Here is a 16,323-nt window from a genome sequence, read left to right on the forward strand (position 1 = left end):
CGCAAGAAACGGTAAACGTTAAAATACACAGAAATACAAAAAACTTTACATGTTTCATATACATTATTCCCATTCTATAGTTGCAGGTGGTTTTGAGCTAATATCATATACAACTCTGTTTACACCTTTTACTTGATTTATTATTTTATTAGATGTTTTTTGCAAAAATTCATAAGGTAAATTTACCCAATCTGCCGTCATTCCATCTGTACTTTCTACAGCTCTTAAAGCAACTACTTTTTCATACGTTCTTTCATCTCCCATAACTCCAACAGAATCTACAGGAAGTAACATCGCACCTGCTTGCCAAACTTTGTCATACAAACCGTCTTCTTTTAAACCGTTGATAAAAATAGCATCTACTTCTTGTAAAATTCTTACTTTTTCTGCTGTAATATCACCCAAAATACGAATTCCTAAACCAGGTCCTGGAAAAGGATGACGCCCTAATAACTCTGGATCTATCCCCATAGAAGCACCTACTCTTCTTACCTCGTCTTTAAAAATCATTTTTAAAGGTTCTACTATTTTCAATTTCATATAATCTGGTAATCCTCCCACATTATGATGACTTTTGATTGTTGCAGATGGACCTCCATTTACAGAAACAGACTCAATAACATCTGGATAAATAGTACCTTGAGCTAACCAAGTTACATCTGTAATTTGATGTGCTTCATCATCAAAAACTTCAATAAAAGCATTACCAATTGCTTTTCTTTTTTTCTCTGGATCTGTCAAACCTTCTAAGGCTTTCAAAAAACGTGCCGATGCATCTACACCTTTAACGTTTAATCCCATGCCTTCGTATCTTTTTAATACAGTTTCGAACTCGTTTTTACGTAAAAGTCCGTTATTTACAAAAATACAATATAGGTTTTTACCAATTGCTTTGTTTAATAAAACTGCTGCTACAGAAGAATCTACACCTCCAGAAAGTCCTAAAACTACTTTATCGTTACCAACTTTTTCTCTAATTTCGGCTACGGTACTTTCTACAAAAGAATCTGGTGTCCAAGTTTGTGCAACACCTGCAATTTTAACTAAAAAGTTTTCTAATAATTGTTTACCATCTTTAGAGTGGTATACTTCTGGATGAAATTGAATTGCAAAAGTTTCTTCTCCTTTTATTTTATAAGCCGCATTTTCTACGTCTTTAGTACTTGCCAATAACTCTCCGTTGGTTGGCAATTCTTTTATAGTGTCTGAATGACTCATCCAAACCTGACTTCCTTCTGAAATATTATCAAAGAAAGTTTCTCCACTTTTTATATAGGATAAATTTGCTCTACCATATTCTCTCGTATTAGAAGGAGCTACTTGTCCGCCTGTAAAATGAGCCAAATATTGTGCTCCATAACAAACTGCTAAAACAGGTTTTTTTCCTCTAATTTCTGATAAATCTGGATGTAAAACATTTTCTCCCCTTACAGAGTTTGGGCTACCTGACAAGATAACTGCTTTAAATTCTGATTGATTTTTTGGTGGATGGTTATAAGGATGAATTTCACAATAAATGTTTAATTCTCTTACTCTTCTCGCAATTAACTGTGTGTATTGCGATCCGAAATCTAAAATAAGTACGTTGTGTTGTTGCATGCGCAAAAATAATATATTGATTTGAAATTAAACGCAAAGGATGCAAAGAATTTTCGGAAAGTGTACAAAGAAATAAAGATTACTGTAAAACAGTGTATCTCAATAATTTTTGATGTAATAATTTTTAATTCCATGTGTATACATGTAAAAAATATCCAAAATTATCAAACAAAGAAACCTAAAAAGAAGTCAAAGACAAAAAACACAAAGATTTTTTAACTAAATGAGGACATACAATTCAATTTTACTAATTGAATTTAATAAAAAAAAAAATCATAATCACATAGAAAATTGTGGTATGAATACATTAAAGAAGAAACATTATTCTCCCAAAGAAAATTACAACTATTTAAAAGTCGTTTGGTTTTTCTTTGGGAAATTTCGTGAAATAAATGACCTAAAAACGATAAACGATTGCATTTATATTCATTCCTGCACCAACAGAAGCAAAAATAACAACATCACCTTTATTCACTTCTTGATTTTCTAATTTACCTTTTAAAACCAAATCTAATAAAGTAGGTACGGTAGCAACAGAACTATTACCTAATTTGGTGATACTTAATGGCATTATTCCTTCTGGAACTTTCTTTTTAAACAATCTAAAGAAACGTTTCATAATGGCTTCATCCATTTTTTCATTAGCTTGGTGAATAAATATTTTTTTCACTTCATCTATTTCAACACCACTTTTATCTAAAGCAAATTTCATCGCCGCAGGTACATGAACCAAAGCAAACTCATAAATTTTTCTACCTAACATTTTAATATACTGCACATCTTGGTTTGCTTCTTTATTAAAAGAACTTCCGTAATGTAGATAAAAGGCTTCGTCTTTTGCAAAAGTTTGTGTTGCATGACTTAAAATACCAACATTCGTTTCTTCTGTAGCCTCTAAAATACAAGCTCCAGCTCCATCACTAAAAATCATAGAATCTCTATCATATTTATCTACAACTCTAGACAAGGTTTCAGAACCAATAACCAAACATTTTTTAGCCATACCAGCTTTAATAAATGCATGGGCTTGTATGGTTGCTTCTATCCAACCTGGGCAACCAAAAAGAATATCATACGCAACACAATTAGGATTTTCAATACCCAACTTATGTTTCACTCTTGTAGCCAAACTTGGCAACATATCGCTTTGTACTCCATCTACTTTTACATCTCCAAAATTATGAGCGATAATTATATAATCTAAATCTTCTTGATTGATATTAGCATCCTCAATAGCTTTTTGAGCAGCAAAGTAAGCCAAATCAGAAGAGGCGTATTCTGGTTTAGCGTAACGCCTTTCTTCAATACCAGTAATTGCTTTAAATTTCTCTATAATTACATCATTATCAGAGTCAAAAGTTGAACCATCCTCGTTTAAGAATTTTTCATTTAAGAAATCTTTATTTTCTTTAGTTATAGAAGGAATAAAAGTACCTGTTCCTGTTATTTTTGATGAAATCATAATTGATATTAAATATTATTTTGCTTAAAAAAATATTAGCCCTCTAAATTACAAATTTCACAATAAATAAAATTAAAATATCTTACAAAAAACGATATTCAAACCTACTTTTATAGAAAAATTATACAAAGAGAGAAATTATACGTATTCTATTGATAGACGCCTAGTTTTAACTCCATTACAGTAGCAATAGACCTTGCTCTATTCTTCATATTCTGTGCCCTTTCCCCATCAAAATTAGCATCAATAGTTTCAAAAAAATACGACATCCAAATACTAAAATGCTCTTTATTAAAAGCAACAAAAACATTTTTATCTAGATGTTTTTTCATAACATTATTAGAATACGAATTTGTATCAAAAAGAATATCATTCCAAAAGTCTGAAATCACCTCTAAATGTTCTTCTAAATGGTTTTTCGCAACAATTTCTTCGAAAAAAGGAATCATCTTTTTATCTGCCAATAGTAAATCGTAAAATTTTGTAATGATAAATTTTATATCATCTCTTGAAGAAATATCTGGATTCATTTTTTATTTTTTAGAGCGACTAAAAGGTGCTTTCAATACTATAAATGTATCTAAAATTACAATTTATTTGCATTGAGAACTAAGGTAACAATTATTAAAAGAATTAACCTTTAACTACTTTGAAAATAAACGCTAAGTCTATTAAAACGAACCTATGTTAAAAACAATTATAAATAGGTGCTATCAAAAGAAAAAGGTAATAATGAAAGTAGTGATTCTGTAACGACAACTTCACCTACTTCTCCCATAAATAGAACTTGAAATGGTGTTTTTTGATTGATTTCGTATTCAGATAATGTTTGTCTACAAGCTCCACAAGGTCCTATTGGTTTGTTAACTTTGGTTATTGTAGAACTTGCCGTAATTGCTAATTTTACAATTTTCATATCTGGGTAGGCAGAACCTGCTTTCCAAATAGCAACTCTTTCTGCACACATACCAGAAGGGTAAGCGGCGCTTTCTTGATTGTTTCCTAAAACAATTTCGCCATTATCTAACAATAAAGCAGCACCTACATGAAACTTAGAATATGGAGCATAGGCTTTATTTCTAGATTCAATTGCTTTCTGCATTAACATCTTGTCTTCTACAGAAAGTTCTGAAATATCATTATAAACAGTTGCCGATGTTGAAACTTCAATTTTTCTCATAAAAATCTATTGGTCAAAAAAAGCAGCCTTATTTGACTGCTTTTAAATATTGTTATAAAATTACTAAAAATAATCGACTTTTAATAATCGTCAAAAACTTCCCCTAAATCAAATGATAAAGAAAAACGTAAAGAGTTTTCTAACGGATTATTTACATCAGAAGAATTAATTAAATATGATAAATCTACATTTAAAGCATTGGTTTTAAACCCACCACCTAATGTAAAATATTGTCTATTTCCTTTGTCTTGGCTTTCATGAAAATAACCACCTCTTAAAGCAAAAGCATTATTGTACAAATATTCTGCACCAAATGCATAGGTAAACTCTTGTAATTCTTCACTAAATCCTCCAGGAGCATCTCCAAAAGATTGAAAAATTCCACTAACCCAACCAACATTATCATCTTCTCCTTCTACAATATCTCCATTAGTATCTCTAATTGGTGGAGTTGGTACTAATAATTTTGTGAATTCTATGTTGGTAGAAATGGTGTTATAATCATCTAATATAAAATCGAATCCACCACCTAATTTTAGGTTGGTAGGAATAAAATCTTCACTTCCTGGACTGTAAGAAACCTTCGGACCAATATTAGCAATATTAAAACCTAATCTGTAACGTCCATTAAAATCTCCATAATTTTCTTCGAAAGATTGGTAATATCCAGAGATATCAACTGCAAAAGAATTTATAGGTCTTAAAGTACTATTTGTTCCATTAAATGTTAAGTTAGATCTCACATACTTTAACCCAACCCCCATAGAAAATGTTTCACTTAACTTTAAAGAATAGGCACCTGTAAACGCTAATTCATTCGGGTTAATAGAACCATTATCTGTACCATCTGAATTTGTTAAGTCTATCTGACCTAAAGAAAAATATTTTAAATCTGCACCCCAAGCTGCATTTTCACTAAAACGATTCATATAAGAAGCACTTCCGGTAAAAATATCATCAGTTAAATTACGTAACCATGGAGAATATGTAATACCTGCTTTTACCTGCCTATTACTAAAGGTCATTTTTGCCGCATTATGAAAAAGAGAAAAAGCATCTGCAGATGTTGCTACACCTACATCTCCCATACCACCTGCTCTAGCATCTGGTGTTATTAACAAGAAGGGTACTGCAGTAGTAATACCACCAATATTGTCTGTGTTTATTTCTGTTTGCGCACTTGTTTTAATAGTTACAAACGCACATAATATAAAATAGATTCCTAATTTATTCATTTGTTTTCTTTATTCTTATTTTTATTTGACAAATATCTAATTTTTATTGAAGTATTACTAATTTTTCATATTTCTCTGAAACAAGGTTACTTGTAGTTGCTTTTACTTTTAACTTATAAACATAAACTCCCTTTCCTATTTTATTTCCAAAATCATCTAAACCGTTCCAAGAAACGCTTCTTACTAAAGTTTCTGCATTGGGTATATTCTGGTTAATGGTTTTTACTAATTTACCAGAAACCGTAAAAATCTGTACTTGTACCTCTAAACTTTCGTTTGGTTTATTGTGATTAAACCAAAACTCGGTATAATTTACAAAAGGGTTTGGGTAATTTAAAACATTTTCTAAATTTAGTATCGCATCACTAACAACCACAAAGTTTAACGTTAGTTCAGATGAATTATTATACGTGTCCCATGCTTTTATTTTTAAAGTATGTGGCCCTACTTCTAAATCTCTTAATTTATAGGTAACTTTTCCTTGCGTAAAATCGTTTAATTCAGTTTCATAGAAGTCATTTAATATAATAGGATTGGTCGTATCACCATCTAAAACCCCCACAATATCATGATCTACAGCGGTAATAGAAGTATTAATTCCGCTTAAATCAGATAAAACAGCAATTAAATTGGGTGATGCATTTGTGTTGCCTCCATCTATAAAAGACTCATCATTCATATAGAGTTTTATTTCTGGACCAACCGTATCATCTGGGGCATTTTCATTGATACCACCAACAATTACATCAAAATTAGAACCCGCTTTATCTAAAATTCCATTTTCCGCATAAAAACTTAATTTTCCATTACCATAAGCTATTTTCACATCCTTAGGTACAATAAAATCGAATTTAAAAACACCATTGGTTACAGTAGATTTACCGCTAAATAACTTACTATCTTGTGTATCAAAAGGCACTTTACTTCCGTTCCCATCATTTGCCAAGGTAGTTTTCTCTATTACTTTATCGAACACAACCGTAGATAAAGAACCATTAAAATCAGTTAAAACAGCATCTAATTCATCTACCACAACACCTTCAAAACTTACTTTAGACAATGCCTTTAAAGTATCTATTTTTGTCGGAATAAAATCAATTCCATTCATTTTAGTAATTCGAACACTTAGTTTAGGGATGGCAAGTTTCATTGCTGGATCTCCAAAAGAAAAAATAAAGAATTTCTGAGAGCTCGAAGATCTATTTTTAGCTTCTAACAGTGCTTCTGCAATCGATAAGTTTTTCGGAATCCCCGCTTCATCATACTCTAATAAAACCTTAAGCAGATCTTCATTAAAAGTTTGCCCTGTACTAATATAAACCTCTCTTGTTGTGGTAATCATACTTGCAGCTCCACCATTGGCATTCCACAAAGTAAGCTCACCGGCAGTAATTCTATTAGGATTATCGAATCTAGAAAAATCACAGGTAATTGTTATTAAAAGAGGTAATGTATTGGGGTTGTTAAAACCTTGTATTTGGGCTTTGTCTAAAATCTTTTCTTCAGCAAAACCATCCTCTCCTCCATGACCAAAATAATCGAATATTAGTGTTCCTTTTTCTATGGCATTGGTAATAGCCTCATTTACTTCTGGGTACCGTTCTCCTCCTGAAGAATTTTCTTGCACAAAAGCATCTGCATAAATTTTATTGATATTAAAACTAGGTTTATTGGTTTTTATAGATTCTGCAATTCTATCTAAACCAGGTTGCAAAGATGCGTCACTAGAAGCTTTATCAATATCATCCGCTAACATTGTAATGGTATTTCTCCAGTCTCCAAGCGAAGTTTCACCGTAATAAGATAAAATTTTATCTACTACATCTTTAGCTTGTGCTAAAGTATAAACTGGAACTCTACTAGAAACTACATCTATAGTATGATTCTGTCTTGTAGGAGTTTCAATACTATATATTGTTGGGTTCATAGTCCCTTCATGATCCTCTAACATTACATAAAAGTCATCGGTAACCCAAGAAGTCGCTAGGTTAAAACTTAAATCAGACAGTTTTATAGGTACAATATTATTGTTACTGGTAATTCTATCTTTATAATCATAAGAAGCATCCCCAAAAAAGCACACATATTTTAGTTTTGTCTCTTCGGATGAATTGTTTGTATACATATGTTTTAGAAAATCTCTTATTCCGGTGATGTCTTTAGAACCTGAAGAGAACTCATTATAGATATCATCTAAAATGACCACTTTTGTCGTTAATCCAGAGTTTTCTTGATGATAATCTGCCAATCTTTGCGCTTCAGTAGAAAGTGTTGTATTTGTAATTACAATATAGTTAAGGTCTTTTAAATTGTGTAAATTCTGATTAGCAACGCGCCCATTTTGTAAAGGTTTAGGCGTATAGTAATCATTCTGATTCAAAACTTGGTATTCTACCAACGATCCTCCATTAGCAATAAAACTAAAACTAGCAGCAGTACTCTTATTTTGTATTATTTTGGGTGATAAATGATCTGATACTTCCCAAACCTGAAAAATACTTGAATTATTTTGGATTTGATACTCCACAGTACCTACAGTATTTGCTTGCTCGAAACTTCTAAAAGAAAATTGATTTTCGGCTGCAATCAGTTCTTTCTGACCAACAACTTCTATATAATCTAAAAAAGCAGTTGCTGATGGATTTCCATTATTATTATACGTAATAGAAACATCTACTATATCTGAAGCGCTTAAAACATTTCCCGTCTTTAGAGAAGTTCTTGCTTTTTCTGTAGTGTTAGCAGGAGAAAAATTAAGACTATAAAGGTCTTGGCTGTTTACTTTTACATTCATTGCAGAAGTAGAAAGAGATGTAGAAACACCTCTAACGGTAACCGAAATTGTTGATCCAGCAACAGCGTTGGGAAATGGAATTTTAAAATCTTGAGTATTTTCTATGTTAAAATCTGTATTAAAAAACCATTGTGTACCTGCAGCAATTAGGTTTTTTTCATCCTTTTCATAAAAGATATAATCATCAAAAGTCACTATTTTCTTACTAGCAGCAGTTGTTATGGGTACTTCTTCTTGTATTCTTTTTCCGTCTTCATCAGATACAGTAATAAAGTAATATGCTTCATCCGAATAAATATTTTGCCTATGTGTTGCAGTTCCACTTGTTGAATTTACAATCCAATCATGCGGACCTTTGGCATAAAAAAGGATATAATCATTCGAGTCAAAAGAACCATCATCTTCACCTTCTATATATATGGCATTTTCTTGCAAATCATCATACCTAGCATCAGAATTTAAAACAGGTAAAAGACAACCTCCGTTGCCATAAATGCTTATTTTCTTAGGGTTTAAACCATTTGTAGAGATTCCTATTTGTTGTAATAAACTTCTATCAATTTTAAAGACACCAGTAGTATCAACAGAAAACTTAAACCAATCTCCTGTAGAAAGTACAGAATTGGTGGTTTGAGCGGAAATTACTTGAATTAAAAAAATAAAAAAAAGGGTTACGTAATGTTTTCTCATAATAGTATTCAAATAACGCTAATATTTTACAGATATTTTAAGTCTGACAAAGATAAACTATACTAAATTTAAAAAGCAATCGTTTAATTAAATGTAGGAAGAAAAATGCAGCGTTAAATTTTCTCTTTTACTTGTATGAATGTAGAATTATTGTAAATTGCATCGCTATAATAAAAACCTTAAACTAATTTTTAATTAGGAAATGAGAAACGTATTAAAAATATCTTTAGTTGTACTATCAGCCTTAAGCTTGGCTAGTTGCAGTAGATCAACTTCAGGAAAATCGACACTTACCGGATTGCCTTTTAACAATGCTAAGTATGGTAACTATATAAGAGGAAATGAAACTGCCGGACAAGAAATTCCTTTAGGAATGGTTGCAATTGAAGGTGGTTCGTTTACAATGGGACAAGTACAAGATGACGTTATGTTTGATTGGAACACGACTCCTAAAAAAATGCATATTCGTTCATTTTACATGGATGAAACAGAAGTTACCAATTCTGAGTACTTCTTATATGTACAGAATACAAAAGATGTTTTTCCTCCTTCAGAAGAAAAATACAAACACATTTACAACTCCGTTTTACCAGATACTTTAGTTTGGAGAAAGAGTTTAGGTAATACAGATATTTTATCTGAAAACTACTTAAGACACCCAGCTTATTCAGATTATCCTGTAGTTGGGGTTAGTTGGTTACAAGCCAACCAATACTGTAAATGGCGTACCAATGCTGTTAACTTAAAAAAGTTAATAGATAAAGGATACATTAAAAATATTTTTGAAAACGATAGTATTAGAAATTTCTTTGACACAGATGTGTTCTTAGCTGATTCTGATAATCTTTTTGATGGAGATACTACTGTTTACAAAAGAGGAATTAGAACAGGCGGGTCTGCAAAAGGTGGAAGAGATTCTTTTCAAGGAAGAAAAATTACACAAGCAGACGGTGTTTTAAGCCAGAAATACAGATTGCCTACAGAAGCAGAGTGGGAATTTGCAGCAAAAGCTAATATTGAAAATAGAGAATACAACAATATTAGAGGTAGAAAAAAATATGCTTGGGATAGTAAATATTCTAGAGAAACTAGTAAGAGATATAAAGGAGACCAAATGGCTAACTTTAAACAAGGAAAAGGGAACTATAGTGGTTTGTCTGGTTGGAGTTCTGATGGTTCTGACATTCCTATTAAAGTAAAATCATATCCACCAAATGCATTCGGACTTTATGATATGTCTGGAAATGTTGCCGAATGGGTATCTGACGTTTACAGACCTATTATTGACAATGAAGCAAATGACTTTAATTATTTTAGAGGTAATATTTTTACTAAAAAAATGATTGATAAAGATGGTAAGGTTGTTATTGTCAATAGCAATAGTTCTGCAGAAGTAGAATATGACACATTACCAAATGGTATAATAACTCCAAAAGAGTTACCTGGATCTATTAAATACATTCCTATTACAAAAGATGATGCTACTTTAAGAAGAAACTTTTCTGTTTCTGACAATACAGATATTGGTGATGGAGACTTAAATTCTTCTAGATTCTATGAAGATGAACAAGATCAGTTTGGTTCTAAACCAAGTATGTACAACTCTCCTAGAAACCCAACAAAGGAAATTGATCCAGAAACGGGTAGAGAGATTTTGGTAAATGATGATCAAAAAAGAACTACTTTAATTAGTAATAGAACAAGAGTATACAAAGGTGGTGCATGGTCTGATAGAGAATATTGGTTAGATCCAGCTCAAAGAAGATATTTACCTGAATATATGGCTACAAATTTTATTGGATTTAGATGTGTTACGGATAAAGTTGGTCCTATGTCATCTTCTAAAAATAAGAAAGCAAGAAATTCAGCGAGATAATACACAATTTATTAAAAAACACAACCTCACTGTATGTATTACAGTGAGGTTTTTTTTATTTTTAAAAGATGAAAATCGAAGACATTTACCAATTATATACAAAACATTTTCTTGTAGATACTGACACTCGAACTATTAGAAAAAACACCATATTCTTTGCTTTAAAAGGAGATAACTTTAATGGGAATGCATTTGCCATAGAAGCTCTAAACCAAGGAGCATCTTATGCAATTGTTGATGAAGAAAAATACAACAACCACACTAATATTATTTTAGTTGATGATGTTTTAGAAACACTTCAAAAGTTATCAAAACACCACAGACGCGTATTAAACATTCCTATAATTGGTTTAACAGGTAGTAATGGAAAAACAACTACCAAAGAATTGATAAATGCTGTTTTATCTACAACTTATAAAACCACAGCAACAAAAGGCAATTTAAACAATCATATTGGAGTACCACTTACACTACTCTCTATGACTCCTAAAACTGAAATAGGAATTGTAGAAATGGGCGCAAATCATAAAAAAGAGATTGCCTTTCTATGTACTATTTGTGAACCCGATTTTGGATACATTACCAATTTTGGAAAAGCACATTTAGAAGGTTTTGGGGGAATTGAAGGTGTTATAGAAGGTAAAAGCGAATTATATACGTACTTAAAAGAGCATCATAAAGTTGCCTTTATAAACCCACAAGATGTCTTACAAGTTGAAAAGACAAACAACATACAAACTATTCCTTTTAAGAAAGACTTGCAATTTATAGCGGTAAATCCGTTTGTAAAGTTATCTTATCATTCTAACATCATACAGAGTAATCTTATCGGGAAATATAATTATACAAACATAGCCATTGCTTGTACGATTGGGCTACATTTTAAGGTTTCTGATACAGCTATAAAAAATGGAATAGAAGACTATACCCCAGAAAACAATCGTTCTCAAATCATCAAGAAAACAGATAATAAAATTATTTTAGATGCTTATAATGCAAATCCTTCGAGCATGAAAGCTGCCTTAGAAAATTTTGATGAAATTAAAGAAGCAAACAAAACCGTTATTTTAGGTGATATGTTCGAATTAGGGAATACTAGCTTAGAAGAACATCAAAACATCGTAGATGTAGTAGAAGGTCTACATTTTAACAATTGTTTTTTTGTTGGCGAAAATTTCTATCAGACTAAAACAAAACATCTTTTATTTAAGACGTTTGAAGAGTTGTTAAGCCACTTAAAAAACAATCCTCTTAGACATCAATCAATACTGATTAAAGGTTCAAGAGGAATGCGTTTAGAAAGACTATTAGATTGTATTAGTTGATATTATTTATATGATATTCTAATAAGTTATCAATAGGTCTTTGTATGACATCTGTAATTACCAAATTATTTTTTGCTGCCATTTCTTCTAAAATATCTCTAAAGTAATGTGCTATAGAACCAATAAAGTAAATTGGTGTGTCTATCGTTTTGTTGTATGGTAAAATTCTATATTTAAAAAACTCTTGAAAACCTTCGGTAATTATTTTTTTTATATATTTTTCTTCTTTAAAGTCGAACATAAATTTAGCAAAAGAAGCTAAATACATATTAGGGTTTGGTTCTCTATATAAGTTTTTCTTTATATAATCTGGATCCAGATCAAATTCTTCTTTAAATTTCTCAGCAATTTCTGCTGGCATATTCTTATAGAAATAATCGATAATCAATTTTTTACCAAAGTAATTACCACTGGCTTCATCCATTAAAATATACCCAAGAGAAGGTACTAACATTTCCATGTTTTCACCATCATAATAACAGCTATTAGAACCTGTACCTAAGATACATACTAATGCTGGTTCTTTACCAGTAGCTGCATAAACAGCGGCTAACATATCTTCTGAAATAACAATTTTTGCATTTACAAAGATAGACTCTAAAATAGTTTTTAAAATCTGAATAGGCTTAGGAGTACCACAACCCGCTCCATAAAAATGAATCTCTTCTACATCATCTTTAACATTGATTAATTGAAACATGTTAATGATTCTGTTATAAAGTTCTTCTGCTGGAACTATAGCAGGATTTAAACCAAGTGTCCTTGTTCTAAAAGCCTCTTCTTTATTTTTATTTATAGCAATCCAGTCTGCTTTTGTAGAACCACCATCTGCAATTAAAATCATAATTATTTTGTTTTACCCAAAGATATTACAAGTAAAATTCATACACAATAGGAAATCAATATTCAATCGTTTTCGTATTAATTATTTTTTATTGAAATGGAATAAGGTTTATAAAGCATATTAAATTATTGTAAATTTGTAATAAATTTAATGACATGATCTTTTTTAAAAAGAAAGGAATCCCTTTAATCGATTTTTTCCCAAAAGGTTTTATAGATATTCATTCTCATTTACTACCAGGAATAGATGATGGTGCAAAAAATTTAGACACTTCTATTGCATTAATCACTAAGATGCGTTCTTATGGTATTAAAAATATCATTACAACGCCTCACGTGCTGGGAGATCTTTATCAGAACTCTTCGGATACAATAAAAAACAAACTTAAGGAAGTACAAGAAGAGTTACAAAGAAGAAATATTACAGATGTTTCTATACACGCCGCTGCAGAATACATGATGGATGAGCAGTTTTCTGAATTATTAGAAAAGAATGACATTCTTACATTAAAAGACAATTATGTTTTAGTAGAGATGTCTTATTTCAGTGCTCCCATTAATCTTTATGAAATTCTATTTGAAATACAAGTTAAAGGATACAAGCCCGTTTTAGCACACCCAGAGCGCTATAATTTTTTTCATAATGACTTTAACCATTATTATAAATTAAAAAAAGCAGGTTGTTTATTTCAGTTAAATTTATTATCCCTTACCGAGCAATATGGAAAAGGAGTACAAAAAATGTCTGAAAAGATTTTAAAAGAAAATTTATATGATTTTGCTGGAACCGATGCGCATCATAAAAACCATTTAGAACTTTTAAAAAAGATTGGAACTAAAAAGAATTTAGAAAAAATTAAGCATCTCTTAAGTAACAATAAAAAATTTAAATAAAAAAAAGCATCCAAATTGGATGCTTTTTTATTAACTTAATATTCTTTTATACCAAGGTTTCTTAACTGTTTCCACATAAGAATTTCCATAGCCATAGCCATAGCCATAGCCATAGCCATAACCTCTTGTCATGTCTGTATCATTTAAAACAATAGCCATATTTGGTAATTTCTTCTCATTGTACAATGTTTGAGCTACATTTAACATGCGTTTGTCTAAATAATTAGCTCTAGAAACATACAAGAACATATCTGCATACTTAGAAACTAAAAGTGTATCTGTAACTAAATTTACAGGAGCAGTATCTACAATAATAAAATCATAATCTTTCTTAACCTCTTCAAACAATTCTTTTACCTTAGAACTCAATAAAAGCTCTGCAGGGTTTGGCGGAATCACACCCGATGCAATAATGTCTAATCCTTTAATTTCAGGTATTGAAAATTTAATATCTTTTAAGGATAAACTATCATTAGTAATAAAATTGGTAACCCCTTTTCGTTCTGGAATCCCTAAGTATTCGGTAACTTTAGGAGCCCTAAGATCCAATCCTACTAATAATACTTTTTTATTCGATAGCGAAAGCGCTGCAGCAAGGTTAATAGATATAAATGATTTTCCTTCACCACTTGTAGTCGAAGTAATAAATATTGTTTGTCCTACATTGCTATCTCTATTAGGTAACATAAAATCTAAATTGGTTCTAATCAACCTAAAAGCCTCTGCCGTACTTGTTCTTGCATCATTTCCAATAACAATTTTCTCATTAGTTTCAGAATGTGGTACATCTCCCATAAAAGGCACAGTAGTTAATTCTTCCACATCTTTACGAGTATGAACTTTAGTATCTAAAAGATCTTTAACATAAATAATCATAAAAGGAATTAATACCCCTAAAAGTAAAGCTCCTAAAAATATGATTTTTCTTTTGGGAGAAACTGGTATTCCATCACTATAGGCAACATCAATAATTTTTGCATTTGGCACCGTTACCGCTAATGAAATAGCAGTTTCTTCCTTTTTCTTTAACAGGTATGAATACAAACCAGAAATAATTTCTTGCTCTCTACCAATGTTTATATACCCTCTTTCTAAAACAGGTATTGCAGATACTTTAGAGTTTATTTTGTTTGCTTCTCTGCTAATTTGATCGTATTGTGTTTCTAGTGAAGTGATTAAATTTGAAATACTATTCCTTAAATTTATTTTTAAAGAATTAATTTCTTTTTGATATTGTATTATTTGTGGGTTTTTATCCCCAGCATTTACACTTAACCGATTCTTATAAACTACCAACTCATTATACGCTTTTATAGATTCAGCAATAGAACCTTCAGAAAATCCTAAGTTTTGAGGTAATGTTTCATCTTTATTCGATTGCTTTTTTATATTATTTAAAACACCTTCAGCAATATTCAATTGTGTTTTTATATTAATTAATTTTTCATTATTCAAAGAAGCAGTTTCTAACGCTAACTCTCCCTCAGTGGAGAGACCAGTAATATTATTATCAATTTTATAATTCTTTACTCGATCTTGAATATCATTTAAATCTTTACCAATGGCATACAAACGCTCATCAATAAAGATTTTAGTTTTTTGAGAAACTTCACTTTTATCCTTAATCGCATCATAGTTGTATTGCTCAACTAGTTCATTTAAAAAATCTTCTGCTTTTTGTTTTATTGGCTGCTTAAGAGACAAGTTTAAAACACTAGAATTCTTATCTACTGCACTCACATTGACATCCATCTTATAGGCATCAATTACTTTACTTCTTTTTAAAATGGTTACATAAATTTTATGCTCTTCTTTAAAATTAAAATTTTCTGTTTTTATAACTTTAAAACCATTGATACCTGAATTTATAATTTCATTAAACTGATGATCGGAAACAAAGTTATCTTCTGCATCTTTTAATTCAAATTTATTTTCTGAAATAATATTAACAGTAAAAGAGGTGTCTTTTCTTTGTTCTATTAAAGATTCGTTATCGGTGTCATATATTACTCTAATAGGACTTTTGTGGTAAACCTCTGTTCTTTTCACTCTACCTTCTTGAAAATAAAGAGTAGTTAAATTTAATGTATCTACTACCGTTCCAATAATTTTACGCGATTTTAAAATCTGAATTTCGTTATCCGTATTGTTCGCAGAACCTCCACCAACAATTCCCATATCTTTAAAGGCTTCTAGTTCTTTTGAAATGCCTGACTTTTGATTGTCCTTTATCAATATAGAAGTGGATGCACTATACTGAGCTGTAGAATATCTTAAATACAAAAAAGCAATAATAAGTGAAATAACACTACCTAATACAAACCATTTCCAATGAAACAAATATTTCTCTAATTCTTCTCTAATATTCAAAGTATCAGAATTTTCATTACCATTAAAAACAGTATTTTCTTTATGTTCTTGCATT

11 protein-coding genes are annotated in these 16,323 nt (G+C 30.7%); 3 read left to right on the forward strand and 8 right to left on the reverse strand.

What is annotated here, in order from left to right:
- Positions 1 to 63: 63 nt before the first annotated feature.
- The 6 genes from guaA to porU form a co-directional block, all read right to left on the reverse strand.
- Positions 64 to 1,599, reverse strand: a complete 1,536-nt coding sequence (gene guaA, locus WG945_RS06605) for a glutamine-hydrolyzing GMP synthase (RefSeq protein WP_068448609.1) — start codon at positions 1,597 to 1,599, stop codon at positions 64 to 66.
- Between the two features lie 397 nt (positions 1,600 to 1,996).
- Positions 1,997 to 3,061, reverse strand: a complete 1,065-nt coding sequence (locus WG945_RS06610) for a 3-oxoacyl-ACP synthase III family protein (protein ID WP_068448610.1) — start codon at positions 3,059 to 3,061, stop codon at positions 1,997 to 1,999.
- Positions 3,062 to 3,210: 149 nt separating this feature from the next.
- A complete protein-coding gene (locus tag WG945_RS06615) occupies positions 3,211 to 3,591 on the reverse strand; it encodes a group III truncated hemoglobin (protein WP_068448611.1) in 381 nt (126 codons plus the stop codon).
- 167 nt (positions 3,592 to 3,758) lie between these two features.
- Positions 3,759 to 4,241, reverse strand: a complete 483-nt coding sequence (locus tag WG945_RS06620; protein WP_068448612.1) for a cytidine deaminase — start codon at positions 4,239 to 4,241, stop codon at positions 3,759 to 3,761.
- 80 nt (positions 4,242 to 4,321) lie between these two features.
- Positions 4,322 to 5,476: a type IX secretion system outer membrane channel protein PorV gene (gene porV / locus WG945_RS06625; RefSeq protein ID WP_068448613.1), complete on the reverse strand. Its 1,155-nt coding sequence runs from the start codon at positions 5,474 to 5,476 to the stop codon at positions 4,322 to 4,324.
- Between the two features lie 43 nt (positions 5,477 to 5,519).
- Positions 5,520 to 8,960 (reverse strand): type IX secretion system sortase PorU, encoded by a 3,441-nt coding sequence (gene porU, locus WG945_RS06630; RefSeq protein WP_068448614.1) that lies wholly within the window; start codon positions 8,958 to 8,960, stop codon positions 5,520 to 5,522.
- 202 nt (positions 8,961 to 9,162) lie between these two features.
- Here porU and gldJ point away from each other — a divergent pair, with 202 nt between their 5' ends.
- Complete coding sequence (gene gldJ / locus WG945_RS06635) at positions 9,163 to 10,836, forward strand: gliding motility lipoprotein GldJ (protein WP_068448615.1); 1,674 nt, start codon at positions 9,163 to 9,165, stop codon at positions 10,834 to 10,836.
- 68 nt (positions 10,837 to 10,904) lie between these two features.
- Entirely contained in the window at positions 10,905 to 12,161 is a 1,257-nt protein-coding gene (locus WG945_RS06640) for a UDP-N-acetylmuramoyl-tripeptide--D-alanyl-D-alanine ligase (RefSeq protein ID WP_068448616.1), read from the forward strand.
- On the opposite strand, the gene WG945_RS06645 is transcribed toward WG945_RS06640, so the two are convergent.
- Entirely contained in the window at positions 12,154 to 13,005 is an 852-nt protein-coding gene (locus WG945_RS06645; RefSeq protein ID WP_068448617.1) for an N-acetylglucosamine kinase, read from the reverse strand. The two genes, WG945_RS06640 and WG945_RS06645, sit on opposite strands and share 8 nt — an antisense overlap.
- A gap of 155 nt (positions 13,006 to 13,160) precedes the next feature.
- On the opposite strand from WG945_RS06645, the gene WG945_RS06650 reads away from it, so the two are divergent.
- A complete protein-coding gene (locus WG945_RS06650) occupies positions 13,161 to 13,898 on the forward strand; it encodes a tyrosine-protein phosphatase (RefSeq protein WP_068448618.1) in 738 nt (245 codons plus the stop codon).
- Between the two features lie 30 nt (positions 13,899 to 13,928).
- Here WG945_RS06650 and WG945_RS06655 read toward each other — a convergent pair whose 3' ends face one another.
- Positions 13,929 to 16,322 carry a GumC family protein gene (locus tag WG945_RS06655; RefSeq protein WP_068448619.1) on the reverse strand — a complete coding sequence of 798 codons (2,394 nt, stop codon included), beginning with the start codon at positions 16,320 to 16,322 and terminating at the stop codon, positions 13,929 to 13,931.
- Between the last annotated feature and the right edge of the window lies 1 nt (position 16,323).

The sequence above is a fragment of the Polaribacter atrinae genome (assembly GCF_038023995.1).
GTDB classification, from domain to species: Bacteria; Bacteroidota; Bacteroidia; order Flavobacteriales; family Flavobacteriaceae; genus Polaribacter; species Polaribacter atrinae.

Bases quoted from the DNA above. Each gene is read 5' to 3' on its own strand.
- guaA (WP_068448609.1), bottom strand. From the start codon at position 1,599: ATGCAACAACACAACGTACTTATTTTAGATTTCGGATCGCAATACACA.
- WG945_RS06610 (WP_068448610.1), bottom strand. From the start codon at position 3,061: ATGATTTCATCAAAAATAACAGGAACAGGTACTTTTATTCCTTCTATA.
- WG945_RS06615 (WP_068448611.1), bottom strand. From the start codon at position 3,591: ATGAATCCAGATATTTCTTCAAGAGATGATATAAAATTTATCATTACA.
- WG945_RS06620 (WP_068448612.1), bottom strand. From the start codon at position 4,241: ATGAGAAAAATTGAAGTTTCAACATCGGCAACTGTTTATAATGATATT.
- porV (WP_068448613.1), bottom strand. From the start codon at position 5,476: ATGAATAAATTAGGAATCTATTTTATATTATGTGCGTTTGTAACTATT.
- porU (WP_068448614.1), bottom strand. From the start codon at position 8,960: ATGAGAAAACATTACGTAACCCTTTTTTTTATTTTTTTAATTCAAGTA.
- gldJ (WP_068448615.1), top strand. From the start codon at position 9,163: ATGAGAAACGTATTAAAAATATCTTTAGTTGTACTATCAGCCTTAAGC.
- WG945_RS06640 (WP_068448616.1), top strand. From the start codon at position 10,905: ATGAAAATCGAAGACATTTACCAATTATATACAAAACATTTTCTTGTA.
- WG945_RS06645 (WP_068448617.1), bottom strand. From the start codon at position 13,005: ATGATTTTAATTGCAGATGGTGGTTCTACAAAAGCAGACTGGATTGCT.
- WG945_RS06650 (WP_068448618.1), top strand. From the start codon at position 13,161: ATGATCTTTTTTAAAAAGAAAGGAATCCCTTTAATCGATTTTTTCCCA.
- WG945_RS06655 (WP_068448619.1), bottom strand. From the start codon at position 16,322: ATGCAAGAACATAAAGAAAATACTGTTTTTAATGGTAATGAAAATTCT.